This is a genomic window from Apilactobacillus xinyiensis (assembly GCF_019656235.1).
GTDB lineage: Bacteria > Bacillota > Bacilli > Lactobacillales > Lactobacillaceae > Apilactobacillus > Apilactobacillus xinyiensis.
The window spans coordinates 1-21,633 of the sequence record NZ_BPLL01000015.1 but is presented as its reverse complement, the minus strand read 5'-3'; the positions used below and the strand labels follow the sequence as shown (position 1 = coordinate 21,633).

24 protein-coding genes are annotated in these 21,633 nt (G+C 31.4%); 12 read left to right on the top strand and 12 right to left on the bottom strand.

Annotated features, from left to right (window positions below; all coding sequences use genetic code 11):
* From K5Q11_RS04665 to K5Q11_RS04655, 3 genes are read right to left on the bottom strand one after another with little or no spacing between them, the layout of a single operon-like run.
* Positions 1-3,567, bottom strand: coding sequence for a PD-(D/E)XK nuclease family protein (locus tag K5Q11_RS04665; protein WP_220751450.1), 3,567 nt, complete (start codon positions 3,565-3,567; stop codon positions 1-3).
* Between the two features lie 27 nt (positions 3,568-3,594).
* Complete coding sequence (locus tag K5Q11_RS04660; RefSeq protein ID WP_220728960.1) at positions 3,595-3,960, bottom strand: hypothetical protein; 366 nt, start codon at positions 3,958-3,960, stop codon at positions 3,595-3,597.
* A 14-nt stretch (positions 3,961-3,974) separates the two neighbouring features.
* Complete coding sequence (locus tag K5Q11_RS04655; RefSeq protein ID WP_220751448.1) at positions 3,975-4,514, bottom strand: NAD(P)H-binding protein; 540 nt, start codon at positions 4,512-4,514, stop codon at positions 3,975-3,977.
* Positions 4,515-4,644: 130 nt separating this feature from the next.
* On the opposite strand from K5Q11_RS04655, the gene K5Q11_RS04650 reads away from it, so the two are divergent.
* Complete coding sequence (locus K5Q11_RS04650; RefSeq protein ID WP_220728962.1) at positions 4,645-5,571, top strand: aldo/keto reductase; 927 nt, start codon at positions 4,645-4,647, stop codon at positions 5,569-5,571.
* Positions 5,572-5,718: 147 nt separating this feature from the next.
* On the top strand, positions 5,719-7,029 hold the full coding sequence (locus K5Q11_RS04645) for an NCS2 family permease (RefSeq protein WP_282575969.1): 1,311 nt from the start codon (positions 5,719-5,721) through the stop codon (positions 7,027-7,029).
* A gap of 50 nt (positions 7,030-7,079) precedes the next feature.
* Here the strand turns inward: K5Q11_RS04645 and K5Q11_RS04640 are convergent, their stop codons facing one another.
* Entirely contained in the window at positions 7,080-7,256 is a 177-nt protein-coding gene (locus K5Q11_RS04640; RefSeq protein ID WP_220751446.1) for a hypothetical protein, read from the bottom strand.
* Between the two features lie 97 nt (positions 7,257-7,353).
* Between K5Q11_RS04640 and K5Q11_RS04635 the strand changes: the two genes are divergently transcribed.
* The 3 genes from K5Q11_RS04635 to K5Q11_RS04625 all read left to right on the top strand — a co-directional run bounded on the left by K5Q11_RS04635 (position 7,354) and on the right by K5Q11_RS04625 (position 9,274).
* Complete coding sequence (locus K5Q11_RS04635) at positions 7,354-7,521, top strand: hypothetical protein (protein ID WP_220751444.1); 168 nt, start codon at positions 7,354-7,356, stop codon at positions 7,519-7,521.
* A gap of 119 nt (positions 7,522-7,640) precedes the next feature.
* The gene (locus tag K5Q11_RS04630) at positions 7,641-8,195 is read left to right on the top strand and encodes a cysteine hydrolase family protein (RefSeq protein ID WP_220728344.1); all 555 of its coding nucleotides are present in this window, start codon (positions 7,641-7,643) and stop codon (positions 8,193-8,195) included.
* A 77-nt stretch (positions 8,196-8,272) separates the two neighbouring features.
* Positions 8,273-9,274, top strand: coding sequence for a hypothetical protein (locus K5Q11_RS04625; RefSeq protein WP_220728343.1), 1,002 nt, complete (start codon positions 8,273-8,275; stop codon positions 9,272-9,274).
* On the opposite strand, the gene K5Q11_RS04620 is transcribed toward K5Q11_RS04625, so the two are convergent.
* Together K5Q11_RS04620 and K5Q11_RS04615 are read right to left on the bottom strand one after the other, a co-directional pair.
* On the bottom strand, positions 9,275-9,625 hold the full coding sequence (locus K5Q11_RS04620) for a fluoride efflux transporter FluC (protein WP_220751442.1): 351 nt from the start codon (positions 9,623-9,625) through the stop codon (positions 9,275-9,277).
* 4 nt (positions 9,626-9,629) lie between these two features.
* Positions 9,630-10,013 (bottom strand): fluoride efflux transporter FluC, encoded by a 384-nt coding sequence (locus tag K5Q11_RS04615; protein WP_220751440.1) that lies wholly within the window; start codon positions 10,011-10,013, stop codon positions 9,630-9,632.
* 187 nt (positions 10,014-10,200) lie between these two features.
* Between K5Q11_RS04615 and scrK the strand changes: the two genes are divergently transcribed.
* From scrK to K5Q11_RS04600, 3 genes are all read left to right on the top strand, one after another.
* Positions 10,201-11,073 (top strand): fructokinase ScrK, encoded by an 873-nt coding sequence (gene scrK, locus K5Q11_RS04610; RefSeq protein ID WP_220728340.1) that lies wholly within the window; start codon positions 10,201-10,203, stop codon positions 11,071-11,073.
* Between the two features lie 249 nt (positions 11,074-11,322).
* Complete coding sequence (locus tag K5Q11_RS04605) at positions 11,323-12,324, top strand: zinc-dependent alcohol dehydrogenase family protein (protein ID WP_220728339.1); 1,002 nt, start codon at positions 11,323-11,325, stop codon at positions 12,322-12,324.
* A gap of 27 nt (positions 12,325-12,351) precedes the next feature.
* Positions 12,352-12,744, top strand: coding sequence for a VOC family protein (locus K5Q11_RS04600; RefSeq protein WP_220728338.1), 393 nt, complete (start codon positions 12,352-12,354; stop codon positions 12,742-12,744).
* A gap of 52 nt (positions 12,745-12,796) precedes the next feature.
* On the opposite strand, the gene K5Q11_RS04595 is transcribed toward K5Q11_RS04600, so the two are convergent.
* The 5 genes from K5Q11_RS04595 to K5Q11_RS04575 form a co-directional block, all read right to left on the bottom strand.
* The gene (locus K5Q11_RS04595; RefSeq protein ID WP_220728337.1) at positions 12,797-13,897 is read right to left on the bottom strand and encodes a GH25 family lysozyme; all 1,101 of its coding nucleotides are present in this window, start codon (positions 13,895-13,897) and stop codon (positions 12,797-12,799) included.
* Between the two features lie 26 nt (positions 13,898-13,923).
* Positions 13,924-14,658: a hypothetical protein gene (locus K5Q11_RS04590; RefSeq protein WP_220751437.1), complete on the bottom strand. Its 735-nt coding sequence runs from the start codon at positions 14,656-14,658 to the stop codon at positions 13,924-13,926.
* Positions 14,659-14,729: 71 nt separating this feature from the next.
* Complete coding sequence (locus tag K5Q11_RS04585; protein ID WP_220728335.1) at positions 14,730-15,524, bottom strand: metal ABC transporter permease; 795 nt, start codon at positions 15,522-15,524, stop codon at positions 14,730-14,732.
* Positions 15,524-16,180: an ATP-binding cassette domain-containing protein gene (locus tag K5Q11_RS04580; RefSeq protein WP_220751434.1), complete on the bottom strand. Its 657-nt coding sequence runs from the start codon at positions 16,178-16,180 to the stop codon at positions 15,524-15,526. The genes K5Q11_RS04585 and K5Q11_RS04580 overlap by 1 nt, the downstream gene beginning before the upstream one ends.
* 1 nt (position 16,181) lies before the next feature.
* On the bottom strand, positions 16,182-17,078 hold the full coding sequence (locus tag K5Q11_RS04575) for a metal ABC transporter solute-binding protein, Zn/Mn family (RefSeq protein WP_220751432.1): 897 nt from the start codon (positions 17,076-17,078) through the stop codon (positions 16,182-16,184).
* A gap of 170 nt (positions 17,079-17,248) precedes the next feature.
* Here K5Q11_RS04575 and K5Q11_RS04570 point away from each other — a divergent pair, with 170 nt between their 5' ends.
* Together K5Q11_RS04570 and K5Q11_RS04565 are read left to right on the top strand one after the other, a co-directional pair.
* Positions 17,249-18,121, top strand: coding sequence for an N-acetylmuramoyl-L-alanine amidase (locus K5Q11_RS04570; RefSeq protein WP_220751430.1), 873 nt, complete (start codon positions 17,249-17,251; stop codon positions 18,119-18,121).
* Between the two features lie 10 nt (positions 18,122-18,131).
* Entirely contained in the window at positions 18,132-18,674 is a 543-nt protein-coding gene (locus tag K5Q11_RS04565) for a GNAT family N-acetyltransferase (RefSeq protein ID WP_220751428.1), read from the top strand.
* Between the two features lie 44 nt (positions 18,675-18,718).
* On the opposite strand, the gene K5Q11_RS04560 is transcribed toward K5Q11_RS04565, so the two are convergent.
* Positions 18,719-19,930 (bottom strand): MFS transporter, encoded by a 1,212-nt coding sequence (locus tag K5Q11_RS04560; protein WP_248601636.1) that lies wholly within the window; start codon positions 19,928-19,930, stop codon positions 18,719-18,721.
* 264 nt (positions 19,931-20,194) lie between these two features.
* On the opposite strand from K5Q11_RS04560, the gene pyrF reads away from it, so the two are divergent.
* Positions 20,195-20,905, top strand: a complete 711-nt coding sequence (gene pyrF / locus K5Q11_RS04555; RefSeq protein ID WP_248601635.1) for an orotidine-5'-phosphate decarboxylase — start codon at positions 20,195-20,197, stop codon at positions 20,903-20,905.
* 4 nt (positions 20,906-20,909) lie between these two features.
* A complete protein-coding gene (pyrE, locus tag K5Q11_RS04550; RefSeq protein ID WP_220751422.1) occupies positions 20,910-21,542 on the top strand; it encodes an orotate phosphoribosyltransferase in 633 nt (210 codons plus the stop codon).
* The last annotated feature ends 91 nt before the right edge of the window (positions 21,543-21,633 follow it).

The window sequence follows — 21,633 nt, the reverse complement described above, 5'->3', positions numbered from 1 at the left end:
TTAATCCTCCGTTCTTAATCGCTTGATTAACTCTGCAAGCCCCATTGAATTAACTTCTCGGTAATTATTTTCAGTTAATAATGGATCAAATTGCATAATTGATTTGTATGGCGTGTACTGCATTGCATTATTGTTAGGAGACCATTTAGCTGGTGCAATATCAATATTACCGGAAAATATCTCATGCCCTGCTTTTTTGATTAAATCTTCATTATGTTGAATCATTAGATCTAAATCTGCTGGCTCTACAATAGGACTGCTTTTATAAAAGCTACCATCTTTTTTCTTTCTAATTGGAAAGACTTTCGAACTACCGTAGTTTTCATCACTAATAGCGCGATCAATTTTATTTAAAAGTTCATCGTTATTTACTAGTATTCCTGAATATTTTTGCTTATTTAAAAAGGCATCTTCAATACTCTTATTAATTTCTTTAATTGTTAACTTAGGATTATTTATATGCATGTATACTGCACCTGCTAAAGCCGCTTTTTCAGTTTCAGTCCACAAATCAAGATTTTTAGCTAATACATCTAGATAAGTCAACATCTGCATTGAAGTTCCATCATATATCTTGCCAAATTCTAGTTTGTGTTGACTGGATTTATAATCAACAATTCCCACATAGTCGCGGCCATTAACATTCATAACATCCACACGATCAATTCGTCCTCGTACATTAATTAATTTTGGCTCTTGAATGACTTCATCTGGTGAAAGCACAAACTTTAAAGGTTTTAAATCGTTTTTTTGCCCTACTTGGCCAAATGATATTTCCGTATTACGCGGACGCATGGGCGTGTACTTACTTTGCTCATGCATTGTAATTAAAGTTCTCTGTATGGTTTCAACTAATTGTTGCTTAATATATTCCATTCGATGGGAACTTTGTAAAATAGCATACTGAAAATCTTGAGTATTTTCTAACATCTTTTGTGTTACTTCGGTTACTAATGACTTTAAATCTTTAGCTGATAAGCTAGCTAAATCGATATTTTCAGCATTAATTTTACGCATAATTCTATCCATTGCTTCATGATAAAACTGTCCGGTATTAGCTGGAGATAAGTCAAAAACACTTCTTTCTTGGAGCTTTAATCCATACTTTAAGAAGTATTCATATGGATTGCTGTAAAACTGCTCTAATTTAGAAATTGAAGTACTTAATTGATTACCATACAGTTTGGTAATAATTTCTGGTTTAAGCCGAGTGGGTGTGTTTCGGTAATATAAACCACCCAATAACTTTTCTGTCAAAGCTTTAAAATTAATATTATGAGATAGCTTTTGGTAAATGTATATCCAATCTTTGGACAACTGAATATGGTTATTCTTACTATCTTGGCTGGCCTGTACCAAACGTCTAAGCGTTGAACGATACGTTCCAACGAAATTACTAACATTATCAGCGTCAGCAATTGCCGTAGCTGGCAAATTTTGAATGTCTAGTTTAAAATGTTTGGCAATTCGATCCACATATGGTGAAAGATTAATTACATTATCTTCATCTTGATTAGCACTAAAACTAAAGATTAGTTTTTCTGAACCAACTAAAAATGATAAGTAGTTCAAATATTGGTCATCAGCCATTTGGCGTTCTGAAGTATCACTTAAGTATTGATTATCAGATAAATAGTCACTTAGTGCATCCCGATCATCATCGTTAAACAAATTGTCATTAACAATGTGATCAGGCATAACATCATCGGTAGAACCCATCATAAATACAACTTTTCGATTGTTCATTTGCACAATTCCACTTTCAGATATCGCAACTTGATCTAAAGTCGATGGAATCTGATTATAACTAGCACCTTCAAACCCAGCTTGTAATAGTGAAAGAAAATCTTCAGCTTTGAATTCGTTATTACCTAATACCGTTACATAATCATCTAACAAATTACAAAAAGTATTCCAAACTTGTTCTGGACGAGATGCTTCTTCAAGTTTTCCTTCATCAATTAAGCGATTTCTCCAAGTATTTAATTGATCTGGAACTCCCATGTTAACCATAAATTCATACAAAATAGTGGCTGCTTGTATTCCATTTTGAGCGGCATTTATTTTTTTATAAAATGGTGGCAAATTGTCTTTTATAAAATGACGAATGCTATTAATTTTATTTGATATTTCAGTATTTTCATCAAACTCAACCCCGAAATCGGCGTCATCACTCCAAGCATATTGCCAATCGTCAGTTTGTAGCCATTTTTGACCTTCGTAACCATTCTTCAATACTAAATTTTCAGTTAAATCGATTCGATTACGATAGTCTTCAAGTTCAATGTAATCATTATTTTCATCTTTTGGAATAAACATTTCAGTTTTTAATAGACGCATAACATCTGCATATTTATAGTTTTTCCCATGATTATTTTCAATACTAAATAAAGCATTAATCAATTCTACTAAGGGATGATCAGCCATGTTTTTTTGCACGTCATTAAAAAATGGAATTTCTTCCATATCAAAAATAGGTTTAATAATGTTTTTATACTTATCTAAATGTCTTGTCATCACCAAAAAATCAGCATATTTGTAACCTTTAGTAGCAACCATATGCCGAATTTGATTAGCTATATATGCAACTTCTGCATAGTTATTATCAGTTTGTAACACTGATACTGACTTATTTTGTAAGGTGGATGGTGTAATGTTTCCCATTTTCACCGATTCTTGCCAATACTGATCTAGTTTTAGCAAATCATTATTAACTCGTGGCTGATTAGCATGTATATCAGTCAAAACGTGTTTTTTATGAACTCGTGCCAATTCATAGAATTCATTATATAAACGAGCAGATTTATAGAACAAATTAGGCTCAACCGGCATTTTAGTTGGATATGGTCGATCTAAAGTTAAATCAATTACCACTAAATTAGCCTTTTTAATCATGGTTTCAACGATTGCTCGCTCCTGTGCGGTAAACTGTGAAAAACCACTAATATAAAAATTGGTGGTACCTAAATCAACTGTATCTTTACTCAAATAACGATTTAAAATGTCTAACATATCTGATTTATGCAAGTATTGACCTAACGTCTTAGCTTCAAATTCTCGATATATAATTGCAAAATCTTTTAATTTATCCGTTAATTCAGATTTAAATTTGGCATTTTGATTTAACAAGTTATCTAAATCATCAGCTGAAATGCAACCTGACTGCATTTCGGCGATTTGTTGTGCTAATTTAGCAATAAAACCAGTTTGTCCTAATTCACCATTGAAAATGGTGAGTTCCTCCTGGTGATCCAATATTATTTGATAAATCAACATATTAATTCCTGAATCACTTAACTGTGGTTTTTGATATTCTGGATGATTTTTCAGATAATACCAAACTAAACGTGTCATTGAAAAAACCTGTATATTATTTCTAGCAAAAAAAGGGTCGTCCTTAACGTTTAATCTTTTTAACGTATCCACTTCGGCCTCAAACTTAATATGATTAGGCACAATATAAAAATTATCTTCGTTAGGATGACTTTCTAACCTAGCTTGCATATTTTCTATAATCTTTGCACTGTGATCATATCCAGCCGTTCCAATAATAAATTGTAATGACATATGATTACCTCTTAATCTTTATATTAATTACTCAAAATCTGGACCATTAACCGGTAATTTGTTTTCCAATAAAACTTTATTCGTAAAGAATTCCAATTGTTTAATTACTTCAAATTTATCTTCATAATCTTTTGAAACTAGTTTATGTTGTACAATTGCCCAACATGCTAAATTATCCGTAACCGGTAAAATGTCTCTGACAATTTGTAAATCCGATTCGTTAAATTTATTTTTTGCATTTATAAATGTTTGATAGTCCGTAATTAAATGCATACTAGGTTTAGTGTCAATCGAATAATTAGTTTGGAAAATTACTAAATGTACTCTTTGCTTAGCACTATTTAAATCATTTTTAACGTCTTCAATTTCTTGTTGATCAATTTGTAATGTCAATCCAATCACTCCAATTATTTTTCAACGATGCCAATGGACGTATTTTCATATTGACCATTTTGCAAGACATCATAGGCTATTTTTGAAACTATATCTGTTGAAACTTTTCCAGCTGGCATCGTTTCACCTTCTTTGTATAGAAAAACTTTACCAAAAGCTGTATCTACTAGTTCTACTGGTCTTAAAATCGTATATGGAATTTCATATTCATCCACTATTTTTATAGCGTATCTTTGTTCATTTAAATATTCTTTCACATCTTTGACATTAGGATATTTAATGGGTTTATCTAATTCTTTATCTACTCCCGCAGTTGAACACATTATAAATTTACGAAGATTAATGTTTCCTTCATTAATTGATTCAAAAAGTGCCTCAAAACATAGGTCAACGTCCATTGGACCCAAAAAAGAATAAATTACATCAACGTCCGATAGATAATTAGAGTAACTATTTTTATCAGATAAGTTTTGCTCATTCATTGTAATTACATCAAAATTATTTTTGATTAAAAGCTGCATTAACTTTTGAGCTATTAAATTATTTTTTCCCAAAACTAATATTTTCTTCACTTTATCAACTCCATATAACAATAGTATCAATCATAAAATTATTATGCTAATTATTTTAAATAATTGTGTATTTGTTACATAATTATATTATTAAAATTTTAGGAGGTTAATTATGGTTAAAATTGGAAAATCAGAAGTATCAACTACCAGTCTTGGATTAGGTACTAACGCTGTTGGTGGATATAATTTGTTTGCTGGATTAAATGATGAAGACGGCATTAAGATCGTCAAACAAGCACTCGATAGTGGAATTACCATGTTAGACACAGCATTTGCGTATGGTATGGGACATTCTGAAGAATTAATTGGTCAAGCAATTCAAGGGTATGATCGAAGTAAATTTGTAATTGCCACTAAAGCTGCTCAAGATGTTAAAAACGGTGAGGTTACAATTAATAATTCACCCGAATTTCTAAAACAAAGCGTCGATGAAGCCTTAGAAAGATTACAAACTGATTATGTTGATATTTTTTATATTCACTTTCCAGATGATAACACTCCCAAATACGAAGCTGTCGCTGCTTTAAATGAAATGAAGCAGGCCGGTAAAATTAAGGCAATCGGTGTTTCCAACTTTTCACTTGATCAAATTAAAGAAGCTAATAAAGACGGTTTAGTAGACGTTGTAGAAGATCAATATAGCCTAATTCATCGTGAAGCAGAGCAAGAATTGTTCCCTTACTTAAGAGAAAATAATATTTCATTTGTGCCATTCTTCCCATTAGCATCTGGACTACTAACCGGAAAATATTCAAAAGAAGTATCTTTCCCTGCTAATGATATGCGTAACGAAAATCCAGATTTTAAGGGTCAAAGATTTGAAAGTATCATAAATAAGGTAAGTCAAATTTCAAAAATTGCTGAAAAACATGAAGTAAGTACTGCTCAATTAGTTTTAGCTTGGTACATGAAGAACCCTGACATTACAGTTGTCATTCCAGGTGCTAAAAAAGCTGAACAAGTAGCAAGTAATGCCAAAGCCATGAATGTTAGTTTAGATAATGATGAGTACAAGACAATCGATGAAATTTTTAAATAATATAATATAAAAAGATAGCGAAATCGCTATCTTTTTTTATTTTAAAATAAAAATAGTTCGTTTATTGATTTAATATCCACTGTTATGTTAAAATAAATTTGTTGTTTTTAACAAAATACGAACTATTTTTGAAAGAGGTATATACTAATGGGGTCAAAAATTGCTAGTTTTTTTAAGTTTGACGAATTAGGAACCAACTATAAACGTGAAACTCTAGCTGGTTTAACTACTTTCGTTTCAATGGTTTACATTTTATTTGTAAATCCGAACGTTTTAAGTGCTTCAGGTATGGATAAAGGAGCGGTGTTTACAGCTACCGCATTTGCAACCGCTATTGGTTGTTTCTTAATGGGAATTATTGCTAATTATCCAATTGCTATTTCTACTAGTTTAGGAATGAACGCTTTCTTCGCATATTCAGTTTGTGTGGGAATGAAAATCCCTTGGCAAACAGCATTAGCCGGAACTTTTGTAGCTGCTATTATTTTTATTATTATTACTGCATTTAAGTTACGTGAAATGATTATTGATGCTATTCCAAGTGATTTGAAGAGTGCAATTGCCGGTGGAATTGGTTTATTCATTGCATTTTTAGGTTTAAATCAAGGTGGTTTAGTGGTTGCTGATAAAAGTACTTTAGTAACTTTAGGCTCATTTCATGTAGGTACTACTTGGTTAACTATTTTCGGTTTAATCGTTGCAATCGTATTGATGAGTGCTAAGGTTCCTGGATCAATCTTTATCAGTATGGTTGCTACAGCTATTTTAGGTATGTTTACACACTTGATTCCAGTACCTTCACAATGGGTAGCAAGTATTCCAAGTGTTAAACCGGTCTTCTTAGCTGGGCTAACACATATTGGTGAAATTAATACTTTACAAATGTGGGTCGTAGTATTCACTTTCTTATTAGTTTCATTTTTCGATACTGCCGGAACTTTAGTGGGATTGGCTGAACAAGCTGGTTTTGTTAAAAATAACAAAATCCCACGTGTTGGTAGAGCACTTGCAGCAGATTCCGCTTCAATGCTAACCGGTTCTCTAATGGGAACTTCACCAATGGGAGCTTTCGTTGAATCATCAGCCGGAATTGCTGTTGGTGGTAGATCTGGTTTCACAGTTATCGTTACCGGTATTCTATTCATTTTAGGTACATTCTTCTCACCATTATTAGGTGTAATTACTGACCAAGTTACTGCTCCTGCATTAATTTTAATTGGTATGTTGATGGCTCAATCCTTAAAGAACATTCATTGGGAAAGATTTGAAATTGCTGCCCCTGCATTCTTAATTGTTTTGGGAATGCCTTTAACTTACAGTATTTCTGATGGAATTGCTTTAGGATTTGTTGCATACCCTATTTCAATGATTGCTGCTAAACGTGGCAAAGAAGTTAATCCATTTATGTACGCATTAGGTGTAGTATTCTTAATTTTCTTCTGGGTATTAAATGAATAATTATATTTAAAAGTCAAAAAAGCTTAGATTATAGAATCTAAGCTTTTTTATTATGAAATAATTTTTAAACTATCCTTAGTTAATTTAAATTGTTTGACCTTAAATTGTTCAACTTGTTGATAGTCAATATTATGCGCCACCTCAAGTATCGTTACTGGTAAAGAGTATAAAATATTCCTAATTTTAACCGCATTTTCAGAATCTAATTTGGAAGTTACTTCATCCAATAAAACATACCTTTCAATAACCAATATCACTTCAATACTGATAAAGTTATTATGTAAAGTAATGTTATCACGTAAAGTTTTATTAAAAATTAATTAAATGGATAAAAATAATAATGCTTCTAGTGGAAAATGGTCGACAAGAGGGATGAACTATAATCCTTGGGCATACAATAGTAGTAGCACTGTCACTTATTCTAATGTTTCTGATTGTGGGTATAACATTTTTATTAGTATTTTGTTGAATATTTTGTTCATTTTACTCTAACCTATATTCTTAATTGGTTTGCTAATCAAAAAATAAATTTAGCATAAAAATTGTACAAAATTAATTACAAATTATCTTTTATTTAGTATGATAATAAAAAAAATAAAGCGAGGTCCAAAATGAAAGAGCCAGAAGCACTACTCATAATTGACTATACTAATGATTTTGTTGCTGACGATGGTGCACTAACCGTAGGTGAACCTGGTCAAAAAATTGCACCATATATTATTGATTTAGCCCAAAAATTTAATGAAAATAATCAGTGGGTAATTTTACCAACTGATTTGCATAAGAAAAATGATCAATATCATCCTGAAACTAAACTATTTCCTCCTCATAACCTTGCTAAAACTTGGGGAAGAGCATTTTATGGCGATTTACAAGAATGGTTCGACAAACATCAAAATGATGAAAAAGTATATATGTACGATAAATCTAGATATAGTTCATTCGCTGGAACTGATTTAGATTTAAAATTACGCGAAAGAAACATTAAGAAAATTCATTTAGTAGGTGTATGTACTGATATTTGTGTGTTGCATACCGCTATTTCTGCTTATAACTTAGGCTATGAAGTTATTATTCATGAAAAAGGAGTTGCTGCACTAACCACTTCTGGTAATGAATGGGCAATTAACCATTTTAAAAATTGTTTGGGCGCAACTGTTGTATAATTAAGATATATTAAAAAAACTAGTCAAATTATGACTAGTTTTTTTAATTACAAATATTTTAATAAGTGAGGAAAATAATGAAAAAAAGTACAAGTTTACTCGTTAGTGTCACCGCATTTTTACTTTTAATGTTTTACAGTGTAAATACTAACGCTAAAGTTATTAAACAACACACATCTTTTATGGGTAACTATAAAAAAGTAGCGTGTGTAAACAACAAGATATATTCAAATCACAATAAATCAAATGATAGTTACGCAGACAGATCACATCAGCTTGATTTTAAATGTGGCAATAAATACATACAATTTATTAATGACCGAAAAATCTCTAAACTAGTTTATAAAAATCACTATGGAACCGTTCAAAATATTACTATGACTCCAGATAATCGATACTTATTCGTTGAATATCATGAAATATCTTCCACTGATAATTCTATGTTAGGTGAAATTGCTAAGTTTGATTTAAAAAATCATAAACTAGTTAAAAAAACTTCAGAAAAAGAATTCGGACATGGACAATCATTATCATATAATCAACATGAAAAAGTATTGTACTTAATCGTTCTTGGTCGTAATGCTAGTCAAAAAGCTAAAATAATGCGTATTAGTCCTTATAGTTTAAAGATATTGAGTGAAACTAGAGTAAAATCCAAATCTTATTTAATCAGTGATCAATTAGCTTTTGATAAACATAATCATGCTTACAGTTATACTAGATCTTCTAATAATATTAACGGTAAAAATTGTCTTCGAATTTACAAAGGTAAGCTAAGTAAAAAACATTCTCGCTTGAATTTAAAACAAGTAATTAGACATGCTCCGGGTCACAATGATAATACAGCCAATATTCCGCAATCTATGGCATACAATAAACATAATAATCGAATTTATTTTGTGGCTAATGGTGAGATAATGTCTGTGCCCAGTCACAAAATTGGTCATTTAAAACGCAAAGATGTTCAAGACACTGTTTTAAACACTAATAAAGAATTTGAAGGTTTAACTTTTGATAGCAAAGGTTATGCTTATTTAGCTACTAGATATCAAATTTTTCGTAGCAGCCGTCCACTATAATTAAAAGTAAAAACCCAAGGTAGCTGCTAAGACACCTAGGACAACCGTCGATAAATAATATGATAATGCATGAATTTTATTACTTCGATAAAGTTGAACCGTTTCATTCATGTATGTAGAAAATGTAGTATAACCACCGATGATAGAACTCATTAAAATAAATGCAAAATGACTATTTGAAAGATTGTTAGTTAACCATCCTAAGATGAATGAACCTGTAACATTAATAATAATGGTAGAAACTGGGATTAAATGATTAGCAAAAAGTCGATTTAACAATATTGTAGCAATGTATCTAATAACCGAACCAATCGCTGCCCCTAACCCCACTATAAAAACATATTCAAACATTGAATTATTTTACTTCCTTTTTATTTAAAAATTTGCAACCGGCATCGTAACCGATAACTGCTGAGATCAGACCTAAACCAAGACTAAAAATCAAATATGTAAAAGCTAGACCAATTTCATGATGTTCTAATAAATTGATAAATTGCACTGAAAAAGTGGAAAAAGTAGTGAATCCTCCTATCAATCCAGTACTAATGGCAACTAAAACATCGGAAGGTATTTTCATTGATTTAGTGGATAAACCTGTAATAAAAGCTAAAAGAAATGAACCTAATATATTTATCAATGCAATTGTGACAAATATATTAACAATATTCAAATAGCTTAATAAGCCACGCACAGCACCACCTATAAAGGCAAATATAAAAATGAATATAACTTTTCTCATAACACGTTACTTCCTTATTGACTTTATTATTAGTATCTGTACATGTTACCATATATAAAATGGTTTTTTACTATACCAATTTAAAAATAACTTTGACATTTATATTAATAAAACTTATCATTAAATTTTGTTTATATAATCTAAAGAAAAAAATAAAAAAGCAACGTTAATAAGGAGTTCCCAAAATATGTTATTAGGAAGTATTGAAGCTGGTGGAACTAAATTCATATGTGCTGTAGGAAACGAAAAATATGAAACTATAGACTGTGAACGAATCCCAACTACCACTCCAGACGAAACCTTAGAAAAAGCAGTTAATTACTTTAAAAAGTTTAAAGATTTAAAATCAATAAGTATTTCATCTTTTGGCCCCATCGAACTAAGACAAAACGACAAAAAATATGGGTATATCACTGAAACTCCTAAAATTGGTTGGTCAGATGTTAATTTCTTAGGCACCATGAAACAGCATTTTGATTTACCTATTTATTGGACAACTGACGTGAATGGATCAGTTTATGGAGAATACATTAATCTACACGCTAAAAATAACGCAATCAATTCAATTGTGTACTATACAATTGGGACTGGGGTTGGTGCTGGTGTTATTTTTAATAATAAATTTTTAGGTGACTTAGGACATCCGGAAATGGGCCATATTAAGCTAAAGCGACACCCAGATGACTTAGATTTTGACGGAATTTGTCCATACCATAAAGATTGTTTAGAAGGATTAGTGGCTGGTCCCACTTTTGAAGCTCGGTTAGGCAAAAAAGGATTTGAAGTCCCTATTACTAATCATGTTTGGGACATTATGGCATACTATGTAGCACAAGCTGCCTTACAATCAACCTTAACAATCAGACCATCACGTATTATTTTTGGTGGTGGCGTTGTAAATGAAAAATTCTTAGATAAAATTAGATTTGAATTTACTAAGATGATGAATGGATACGTAAATGTAGGAAACATTAAAGATTACATTCAAAAGCCATCAATTAGTGGTAATGGATCAGCTACAATTGGTAATTTTGCTTTAGCTAAAAGCTTACTTAGTTAAAGTTAGCACAATCTATATGTTTTTTATAAATTTAATCAAATAACATGAGATCTTTTAACGAAACCACCGTCAATTCGGTTTTGCTAGAAGATCTTTTTTTAATATTTAATTAAATACAATAATATTTAATATTAAATCTTTTAATTTTCAGAGAAATGAGTTATCATTACTTATGTAGTTTGTGAATATATTAATTTATGAAAATTAAATTGATTTATTTAAATTCAACTCGAAAGGATCGTTAAATTTATGAAAGCATTAGTTTTAACTGGCAAGAAACAATTAGAAATTCAAAACTTGGATCAACCAGAACCAAAACCAAACGAAGTATTGGTTAACGCCAAATACGCTGGTATCTGTGGTACCGATTACGCACTATACAATGGACTTCCAGGTTCAGCTCCAGCTGTTCCTCCAATCGTATTAGGTCACGAAAACTCAGGTGTTGTTGCAGCTGTAGGTTCAGATGTTAAAGACCTTAAAGTTGGTGACAAAGTTACAGTTGACCCTAACATCTACTGTGGCAAGTGTGATTACTGCCGTACTTCACGTCCAGAATTATGTGAAAGCTTGTCAGCTGTTGGTGTTACAAGAAACGGTGGTTTGGAAGAATACTTTACTGCTCCTGAAACAGTTGTTTACAAATTACCTGAAAACGTTGATTTAAAATCAGCTGCTACTTGTGAACCAATTTCATGTGCCGTTCACGGTATGGAATTGTTAGACATCAAACCTTACCAAAAAGCTTTAGTTATTGGTGATGGTTTCATGGGTCTTATCTTTGCACAAATGCTTAAATCATACGGTGTTAAATCTGTTGATTTAACTGGTCGTCATGATGACAAGTTAGCTGAAGAAAAAGAAAAATTAGGTGTTGACCGTGTTATCAACACTACTAAAGAAAAAATCCCAGCAGAATACGATGTTGTTATCGAAGCTGTTGGTCAACCTGCTACTCAAGAACAAGCTGTTGAAGCAACTGTAAAGGGTGCTCAAGTATTAATGTTCGGTGTAGGTGCTCCTGATCAAAAATTCAGCATGAACACATACGAAGTATTCCAAAAACAATTAACTATTAAGGGTGCTTTCATCAACCCTAACTCATTCGAAGGTGCTATTGCTCTTCTACAAAGTGGTAAAGTTGATGTTAACAAGATTATCGATAACGTTATCTCATTAGAAGATGTTGAAAGCGTATTGAACGGTACATCAAACCTTAAAGGTAAATCAGTAGTTAAAATTTCTGATTAATAATTAAAATTATTGGAGGTAACAATTATGGCTTTAAACGATTACTTTACAGGACTTCAACACGTTGGAATCCCATCAAAAGATTTAGACGTTACAATTGATTTCTACAAATCTTTAGGTTTCGAACAAGCTGGTTTGTTCCACAATGGTGAAAACCGTTGTGCATTTATGAAATTTGGTAACCTTATTGTTGAAACATGGGAAGGCGACCCTGTTGCAATGAAAAATGGTGCTATTAACCATATTTCAATGAACTGTACTGACGTTGATAAAGCATTTGCAGCTGCTAAAGAACAAGGCTTAAATGTTTTAGATGATGAAATTCAATCAATCCCTTCATTCTGGGATAATGGTATTAGATTCTTTAATATTCAAGGACCTAACCACGAAACAATTGAATTTTGCCAAATTGTTAAATAATTCAATATAAAAAAGACTCGTTCAAAATGAACGAGTCTTTTTTTAATACATATTAATGTTTTTTAACTAATTTTTTACTAGCAGAGAAGTAATATCCTTCAGTATCGTTAACTGCTCTAACTTTTGTACCATTAATAGATAATTTATCAATATCTAAAATTGTACCTTTCTTAGCATGTCCTACTTTAGTACCATCAGATGAATACAAATTAACTCCATGCTTGCCAATTACCCTTAAAGCAGTAATTTTTTTAGAAGTATAGAAACGTTTTTTCATTGAAGCTGTAACAACTGGTGTGTTATTTTCACTACCATTGTTGGAGTTGTTATTAGATGTATTTTGAGAATTGTTGTTCTGATCACTATTAGAGTTTTGAGAACTATTATTATCAGAATTGCTGTTATTGTTAGGATTGATAGAACCATCAGATTGATTACTAGTATTATTATCAGAATTGTTCCCTATCCAAAAAGATAATGGCTTACCATTTACTGGAATCACATTTGCGTCTAATTTTTTACCCATAGCAGAGCTGTAATATTGACTTGTAAATTGCCATAAATCATAACTATATGATGGTTGAGGCATATATTTAGAATAAGAAGCAAGCCATAAAGCATCATAAGCATTTAATGTACTTTGTTTAAATGCGTTCATCTTATACATTCCAGAATATAGTACAACTGGTTTGCCACCATTAATTGAACGCATCGTATTAGCCCAACTAGTAGTTGCTTGATTAGTTTTTGAATTAAAAGCTATTTCGTAGTCGTTAACATAAAAACGAGCGTCGGGAGCTAAATTATAAACTCTCTGTGCTTCTTCATTAGCTTGAGCAGCATTAGCATAGCGACTGAATCCATATACACCGTATGGAATGTTATACTTGTTCATCATACTAATGTTATTACTTAACTGCTTGTCTTTGTACATACCATCTTGAACTCTTAAAATAACAAATTTAACCTCATTTTTTAAAGCTTGAGCTTTATTATCTGTTATCTTACCCTGCCATTCTGATATATCATAAGAAACTGGTTGATAATCTTTAAAACTAGCATTTGCCTTAGTTCCAAACAAAAATGTTAATGAACATACTGATAACAAAAAAGTAGACAGTATAATGCTAAAAAATGGTTTCTTCGGTTTCATTTTTAAACTCCCTTATAAAATTTTACTTAATTAATAGATGTTGCTATTTTTAATGCTGATTCAGCTGTATTAGCTTTGACTGTGTAAACTACATTCTGTTCTTGCCATTTAATTTGATTATCAGAACCATCTAAAGTAATGACTCCCTTATCTTGTGGTGCTGGAAGAGTATTACTTTGCAAGAATTTAACTGCTTTTAAAGCTTCTTTTTGTGCATCAGTACTATTTTCATCAACGTTGTTACCATGCGTACTCATTGACCAATTTCCCATGTTCCAATGAATATATACTTGACCAGCTCCTTGATCTTTAGTGCCTTGGATATTGTATCCTAAATCAACGGTTGGTAAGCCCTTAGTGTCTTCACTAGTTTGATAATTATCAATTTGTTGTTGTGCTTCATCATTGCTATTGTAAGTATGTTTAGCATAAGTAGCATAAACTTGACCATTGTTTTTATAATTTATGTTGAAGTTATCTTTATTACCATTAGTTTTAGTGTTAGCTGAACCATTTTTATCTGATCCGTCATTTGCTGGAACTTTAGCATCACCTAATTTACTACTCATTGTAGCTGAAGAACTACTGGAACTACTACTTTGAGTACTTTGAGATGATGAAGATTGGCTACTTGAATCAACACTTGAAGAAGTACTAGAAGATGCTGATTTACCACTATCGTTGTTTTGACCACAAGCAGTTAGAGTTAATGACACTCCTAATAACATAGCTGCTGGTAAAAGTTTCTTGTATAGTTTCATATGTTTCCGAACCTCTCTTTTTACTAATTGTCTATTTACGAACAGTATAACAAAATCATATTACAGATGTGTTAATTTACAAAAAACTTATCCCAAAGTACAGCAATTAAGTAAATTATTGTTTCAATTGCTGCAATAAAGAAACTAACTGGCAAATTGGTAACATAACTTAAATATAAGCCGACCCAGGTTCCAATTAAAGAGAACATAAAGGATAAAAATGTCATACCAGCAATGGTATGTGCAAAGTATTTAGCTGACGAAGCTGGAATCGTTAATAAAGCAAAAATTAATAAGGAACCAACAATTTGAGCAGTTACACTCACCGTACAGGCTAATAAAACTAAGAATATAATGGAAACAATTGTATTACTTCTGGAGTTAAAACTGGCTCCCACACTATCAAATGAATTGTACTTTAATTTTCGATAAATCAGTGTAGTGACTACTAAAATAGCAATACTTAAGCTAACTAAAACTACAATGTTGCTAAAACTAATTCCAACAATACTACCAAATAAAATATTAGTTGCATAACTAGATTGACCATCAGCTAAAGCTAAAAATAAAACTCCCAGTCCAATAAAGAACACTGAAAATACACTAATAGAAGATTCACGGCGACTCAAACGACTTCCCACTGAACCTACCATAAAGGAACTAAGAATTGTAAAAATTAACATTCCCAAAATAGGTGAAGTGCCTAGGAAAACACCAAATGATGCTCCTGAAAAACTAATTTCAGACAATGTATGCGTAAAAAAAGCTGTCTTTCTAGCAACTACAAAGACTCCCATTAAACCACATAATAATGATATAAAAAAACTAGCAATAAACGCGTATTGCATAAACGGATAGCTTAACATTAATTATTAACCCCTTTAACACTTTTTAAAATTCCTTCTTGGTTTTTTATTTCTAAATCATAATCGCCAAATTTTTGTACTAACAGTGGATCATGTGTAATAAAAATAACTGCTGTATCAGTTTTTTCGGTAATATTTTTTACTAATTTTAATAGTTCAATTTTTGCATCTTTATCCATGCTGGCTGTACTTTCGTCCAAAATTAATAATTTAGGATTAGAGACTAAGGCTTGAGCCAAAAACACTCGTTGTTGTTCACCACCCGAGGCTTTGCCTAGTGGTGTTCGGGCTAAATGAGCTAAATTAGTTTCATTCATTACCTGCTCGATGCTAAGTTTTTCTTTTTTACTAAGCCATGGCAATAATTTATTTTGTAAACCTAAGCCAATAAAATCTTTAATCATTAATGGATAATCATCGTCAATATTTCTTAACTGTGGTACATACTGAACTTGGTTACGCTTAATATGGAAATTAACGTGATTATTGTTTTTAAAATTTTTGAGTAGAGTTTTCACCATAGTAGTTTTACCTACCCCATTTTCTCCGGTGATACAAGTTAAGGTTCCACTATTAATTTCAAAAGACAATCGACTAATTAAGGTTCTTTCCTTTAATTTCACATCTAAATTAGATACTTCTAGTATTTTTTTCATATCAATATTTGTTTGACCTTTCTATTTTTAAAACTTGTTCATTTTGTTTAAACATCCATTGCTTATAATCATTATTTTGTGGCATCGTTTCAGTAACGTTAATAACTGGAACATGATTTTGTTTTGCTAAATCAACAAAATTATCCACTATATCATTACTATCTTGGATATTGTTTACAAAAAATTTTATTTTTTTATGCTTAATGTCATTCTCTACTGAACGAATTTGTTGTGGTGTAGGATCAGTACCCTTCTCGACTGAAAGTGCATAACTAGGATTGTTAATTTTGTATCCCATTTCATCCAACGCATAGTTGAAAACTGGTTCAGAAACATCTACTTTATTATGATGATTTAAACTCTTAATTGTTTTAATTTGTTTTTGTAAAACTAACAATGATGAAATATATTTAGCAGCATTGTTGTGATAGCAATGACGATTAGAAGTGTCTTTTTTACTAAAAACATCGGCTAAATGATTAGCTAATTTAATCATTGTAGTAACTTTGTACCAGACATGTGGGTTATCACCACTCTTCAGGTTTAATAAATTTTCACCAACTGAGACTTTAGTAGCTTTTTTAGCATTTACACTAATGGAATTCATCCAAGAATCATAGCCTAATCCGTTCGAAATCAGTACATTCGCATTAGTAACCTGCTCAGCTGTAATGGTTGTTGGTTGATAATCATGTGGATCAATATTACTTTTATTTATAATGGAAATAACTTGACCCTTGTTTCCTAAGACTTTTTTAGCTACTTGACCATAAGTATTAGTAGTAGCCACTACCCTAATTTTAGCGTTACTCTTGTTCACTTTTTGTGAACAACTACTCAAAGTAACGCTAAAAATAATAATTGCCAAAAAAGCAATTATATTATATAAATATTTCAATATGTTTAGGCCTCCATACTGTTTTACAACAAAACTTATTGAATAAAAGTTATAATTATTACATAATCTTAACATACAATATTATAAAACAATCATTTCACAAAGTGTTTTTATGTAATTATCACAATCTAAATACTTAAAAAATAAAATTAAGGAAGACCAAAATAATTATGCTCAATAATGCCTGGAAAAAATTTATACATGTTTCAAAAACTAACTGGATTATAAGAACCATTGTCGCAATTTTAATTATTATTTTATTTACGATTAGTTTGATTAGATTTTTATCTATTCCAAAAGTCGAATCACAAAATTTAAATATTCGAAAGAATCCGTCTCCATATGCTAAAGTGATTGGCAACGTAGAACGTGGTCAAAGCCTACATGTTATCAAGAAAAATAAGAACACCGGTTGGTGGAAAATAAAAATTAATAATCAAAAGGGTTGGGTAGCATCTTGGTTAATTAATAAAGAAAAATATAATGCTAAAAATAGTGATAATATCGCTGAAACTACGATTGTTTTAGATCCAGGTCATGGAGGTAGCGATGCCGGAACTTTATCAGCAGAAGATGATAAGATGGAAAAAGTATACACTCTAAAAACTGCTCTAAAAGTTTATCATGAATTACAAAATTTAAACGCTAACGTTTTACTAACTCGTGATAGTGATAAATATGTTCCATTAGCTAATCGAGCCTACTTATCATATGCTTCTAAAGCCAATTTATTTATTAGTTTTCATTTTAATTCATCAAATGGTATGTACAATGCAAATGGTTATCAAGTATTTAAGTACCATAAAAACGCTGACACTTTCGCAAATATAATAGACAAAAAGTTTGAAAATTTACCTATGGAAAATAGAAAAGTAGACTTTGGAAATTACTATGTTTTAAGAAACAACACCCAACCTGCTGTACTATTAGAAATGGGCTTTATGGATAATACACATGATTTTAAATTAATTAAAAGTGATGCATATCAACAAAAAATAGCTAGTGATGTTAGAATGGCAGTGCAAGAATATTTTAAAGATTAGGGTGATAATCATGTTTGACGTACCTGAATTTGAATTAAATAATCAAAAAATTACACTAGAAATGACAAATGAAGAACATGCTGCTGGCCTTTACGAAGCTATTGATAATGACCGTGAAAATATGCGCAAATGGCTACCCTGGGTTGATGATATGCAATCTATAGAAGATGAACAAGACTTCATTCAATATGCAACCGCAGAAATGGAAAAACAAAAATTACTAATTTTAACAATTAAAGTTGATGACAAACCCATGGGATTAATTGATTTACATTCTATCTCAAACGTTTCTAAACACGCTAGCGTTGGATATTGGTTATCTAGTAAAGTACAAGGTAACGGAATTACAACTAAAGCATTAGCAGAAATTACCAATTTAGGGTTTAATATTTTACATTTACACAAAATAATGGTGTTAGCTGCAGTAGATAACTATAAAAGTAAAGCGGTTCCTGAACGACTAGATTTTCAACATGAAGCTACTTTAAAGCAACATATACTAGTAAAAGACACTTTTATGGATGTAGATGTATATTCAAAAATAAACAAATAAAAAAAACGTTCTTCAAGCGAAGAACGTTTTTTTATTTGTTTGACTTATATTTTTTTCAAAGCTGGAATTGATAACATTGTACAAAAGCTGACTACATAAGCAATCGATAACAAACTCATTATGAATATCAAGGAATGACTTTCCATTAATAATCCAATAATTGCTGGTGAGAATCCTCCAATAGCTTTACCAACACTTACAATAAAGTTATTAGCTGTCGAACGTATTTCAGTTGGGTACAACAAGCTAACAATCACTCCATAACCACCATACATACCGTTAGAAAAGAATCCAAGCACTGTGCTGGCAAGTAAGAGCGTTATACCATTAAAAGCAAATGTAATGCCAAACACTGAGATGGCAGCTGTTAATAGAAAAATGCCAAAAGCAGTTCGTGGGCCAAATTTATCTAAAATCGTTCCGAATGCCATCATACCCATGCTCATACCAATAATGGTCACTATCATCCATTCTGATGAACCCGATACACTTAATCCCATCTTTTTTTGCATAATCGATGGTAACCAGTTAATCAGTCCATAATATCCAGCAATCTGCACTACTACCATTATCATTAATGAGAGCGTTTGAATAGTTAGCTTAGGCGTTTTAAATAATTTAGTAATAGATACTTTAGGACGATCCTTTTTATCAGTTTCCATAGTTTTTATAAAATCATCGCTTTCTTTTAAGTTGCGACGAACAACGAAGGCAAAAATTACTGGAATTAATCCAACCAAATAGATTGAACGCCAGCCAACCATTGGAATCATAACCGCTGCAAGTAATGCAGCTGCAATCGACCCTACTTGGCCACCAATCGTAGTAACTGAAATTGCACGTCCTAGTTTAGATTTATTAAAATTCTCTGCAATTAATGTCATACCAGCACCGTATTCACCACCAGCACCCACTCCTACTAAAAATCTTAGAACATACAACATTAGCAAATTTGAAGTGAAGTAAATCCCAGCAGTAGCAAAAGCAAAAATAAAAATTGTATAAGTTAATACTTTAACTCGACCAAATTTATCAGCAATAATTCCAAAAAAAATACCACCTAATAACGATCCTAAAGTTGTAATAGTCGATAGCATTCCAGCTGCTCCAGCGCTGATATGTAGACTTGCAATAATCGAGGTTAAAGTAAAAGATAGAAACGACATATCCATACTTTCTAGTCCTTGACCAATTGTAGTCGAAGCCATCGTCCATTTTTGATTAGACGTCATTGTGTGGTTACTTACTTGTTGCATATTGAATTCCTCCAAATGAATGCTCACAGACATTCTTTATTTTTGTATTAGAAATAATTATGAAACACTTAATTCAAAAAAGCAAATTTTTTTAAACTTGACTAATAGGGGCAAACTAGAGTATTGTATTCAACAATAAAGATTTTAAATTAGTCCAGAGAGGCTAGTAAGTCGGTAATCGAATTGTAGATAAATTACACTCATCTACTGTAAATGTAGCCGCTAGGTCTCTCAGACTTGGCGGCTTTTTTTGGAGGAAAAATGATGAAACCAATATTTATTGCACTAGATTTTCATAATTTAACAGAATTGAAAACTTTCATGGATAATTTAAAGCATCAAGAAAACTTATATGTAAAAGTAGGTATGGAAATATTCTATTCTGAGGGCAAAGCAGTAATTGAATATTTAAAAAAACAAAATATCAAAATTTTCTTAGATTTAAAACTATATGATATTCCATCAACTGTTGAAAAAGCTGCTTATGAACTAGGAAAATTAAACATTAGTTACATCACTGTACATGCATCTGGAGGTTCAAAAATGATTAAGGCAGCTAAAAACGGTGTTATGCAAGCTGCTAAAGACTATAATTATCCAGAACCAGCCAAAATACTTGCCGTCACTGAACTAACATCATTTTCGGAACAACAAATGCAAAAAGAACAATTAGTAAATCAAAAGATGACTGAAATGGTAACACACTTAGCTAAATTAGCTTATCAAAATAATGCTGATGGTGTAATTTGTTCTGCTTTAGAAAATCAAATGATCCATACCAATACCAGCAAAGAGTTTTTATGCATTAATCCTGGCATTAGATTAGCATCCGATAACAAAGATGATCAACAAAGAGTTGTAACCCCTCAGAAAGCTAAACAACTAGGTAGTAACGGAATTGTTGTAGGTCGTTCAATCACCAAATCTAATCAACCTAATGAAAGCTATCGTACAATTTTAAAAGAATGGAGCTAACATAATGGAAAATTTTAAAAATACAATTGCATCAGATTTATTAAAGATAAAAGCAGTAACTCTGGCACCTAAGCAACCATTTACATGGGCTAGTGGCATTGAAGCCCCTATCTATACTGATAATCGTAAAACAATCGGTTATCCTGAAATAAGAACTCAGATTGCAGAAGGCTTATGCAAAATAATCAAACAAAATTATCCTGAAGCTAATGTAATTGGTGGAGTGGCCACTGCTGGTATTCCACATGCTGCTATTGTAGCTGATAAGCTAAATCTACCAATGATATATGTTCGTTCAAAGCCCAAAAATCATGGAGCTGGTAAACAAATTGAAGGTGATTTACCGGAAAATCCTAAGGTAGTTTTGATTGATGATTTAATATCCACTGGCGGCAGTGTTTTAAAAGCAGTTGAAGCCGTTAGAAAAGAAAATGTAAATGTCGTTGGAGTTGCAGCCATTTTCACATATCAATTAAAAGATAGTGACATCAATTTCACAGCATCTAAAACTAAGTTGCATACTCTAACTAACTATTCAGAAATGATTGAACAAGCGCATAAAGAAAATATCGTTAATGATAATGATTTGCACTTACTCAAAAAATGGCGTGATAACCCATGGAAATGGAACAAATAAAAAAAGCTAGCTGAAATTGTACCGCCTTAAAAAAGTTAGACATAATATCTAATTTTTTAAGGCGGTTTTTTTATGTCAAAATATTCAACTA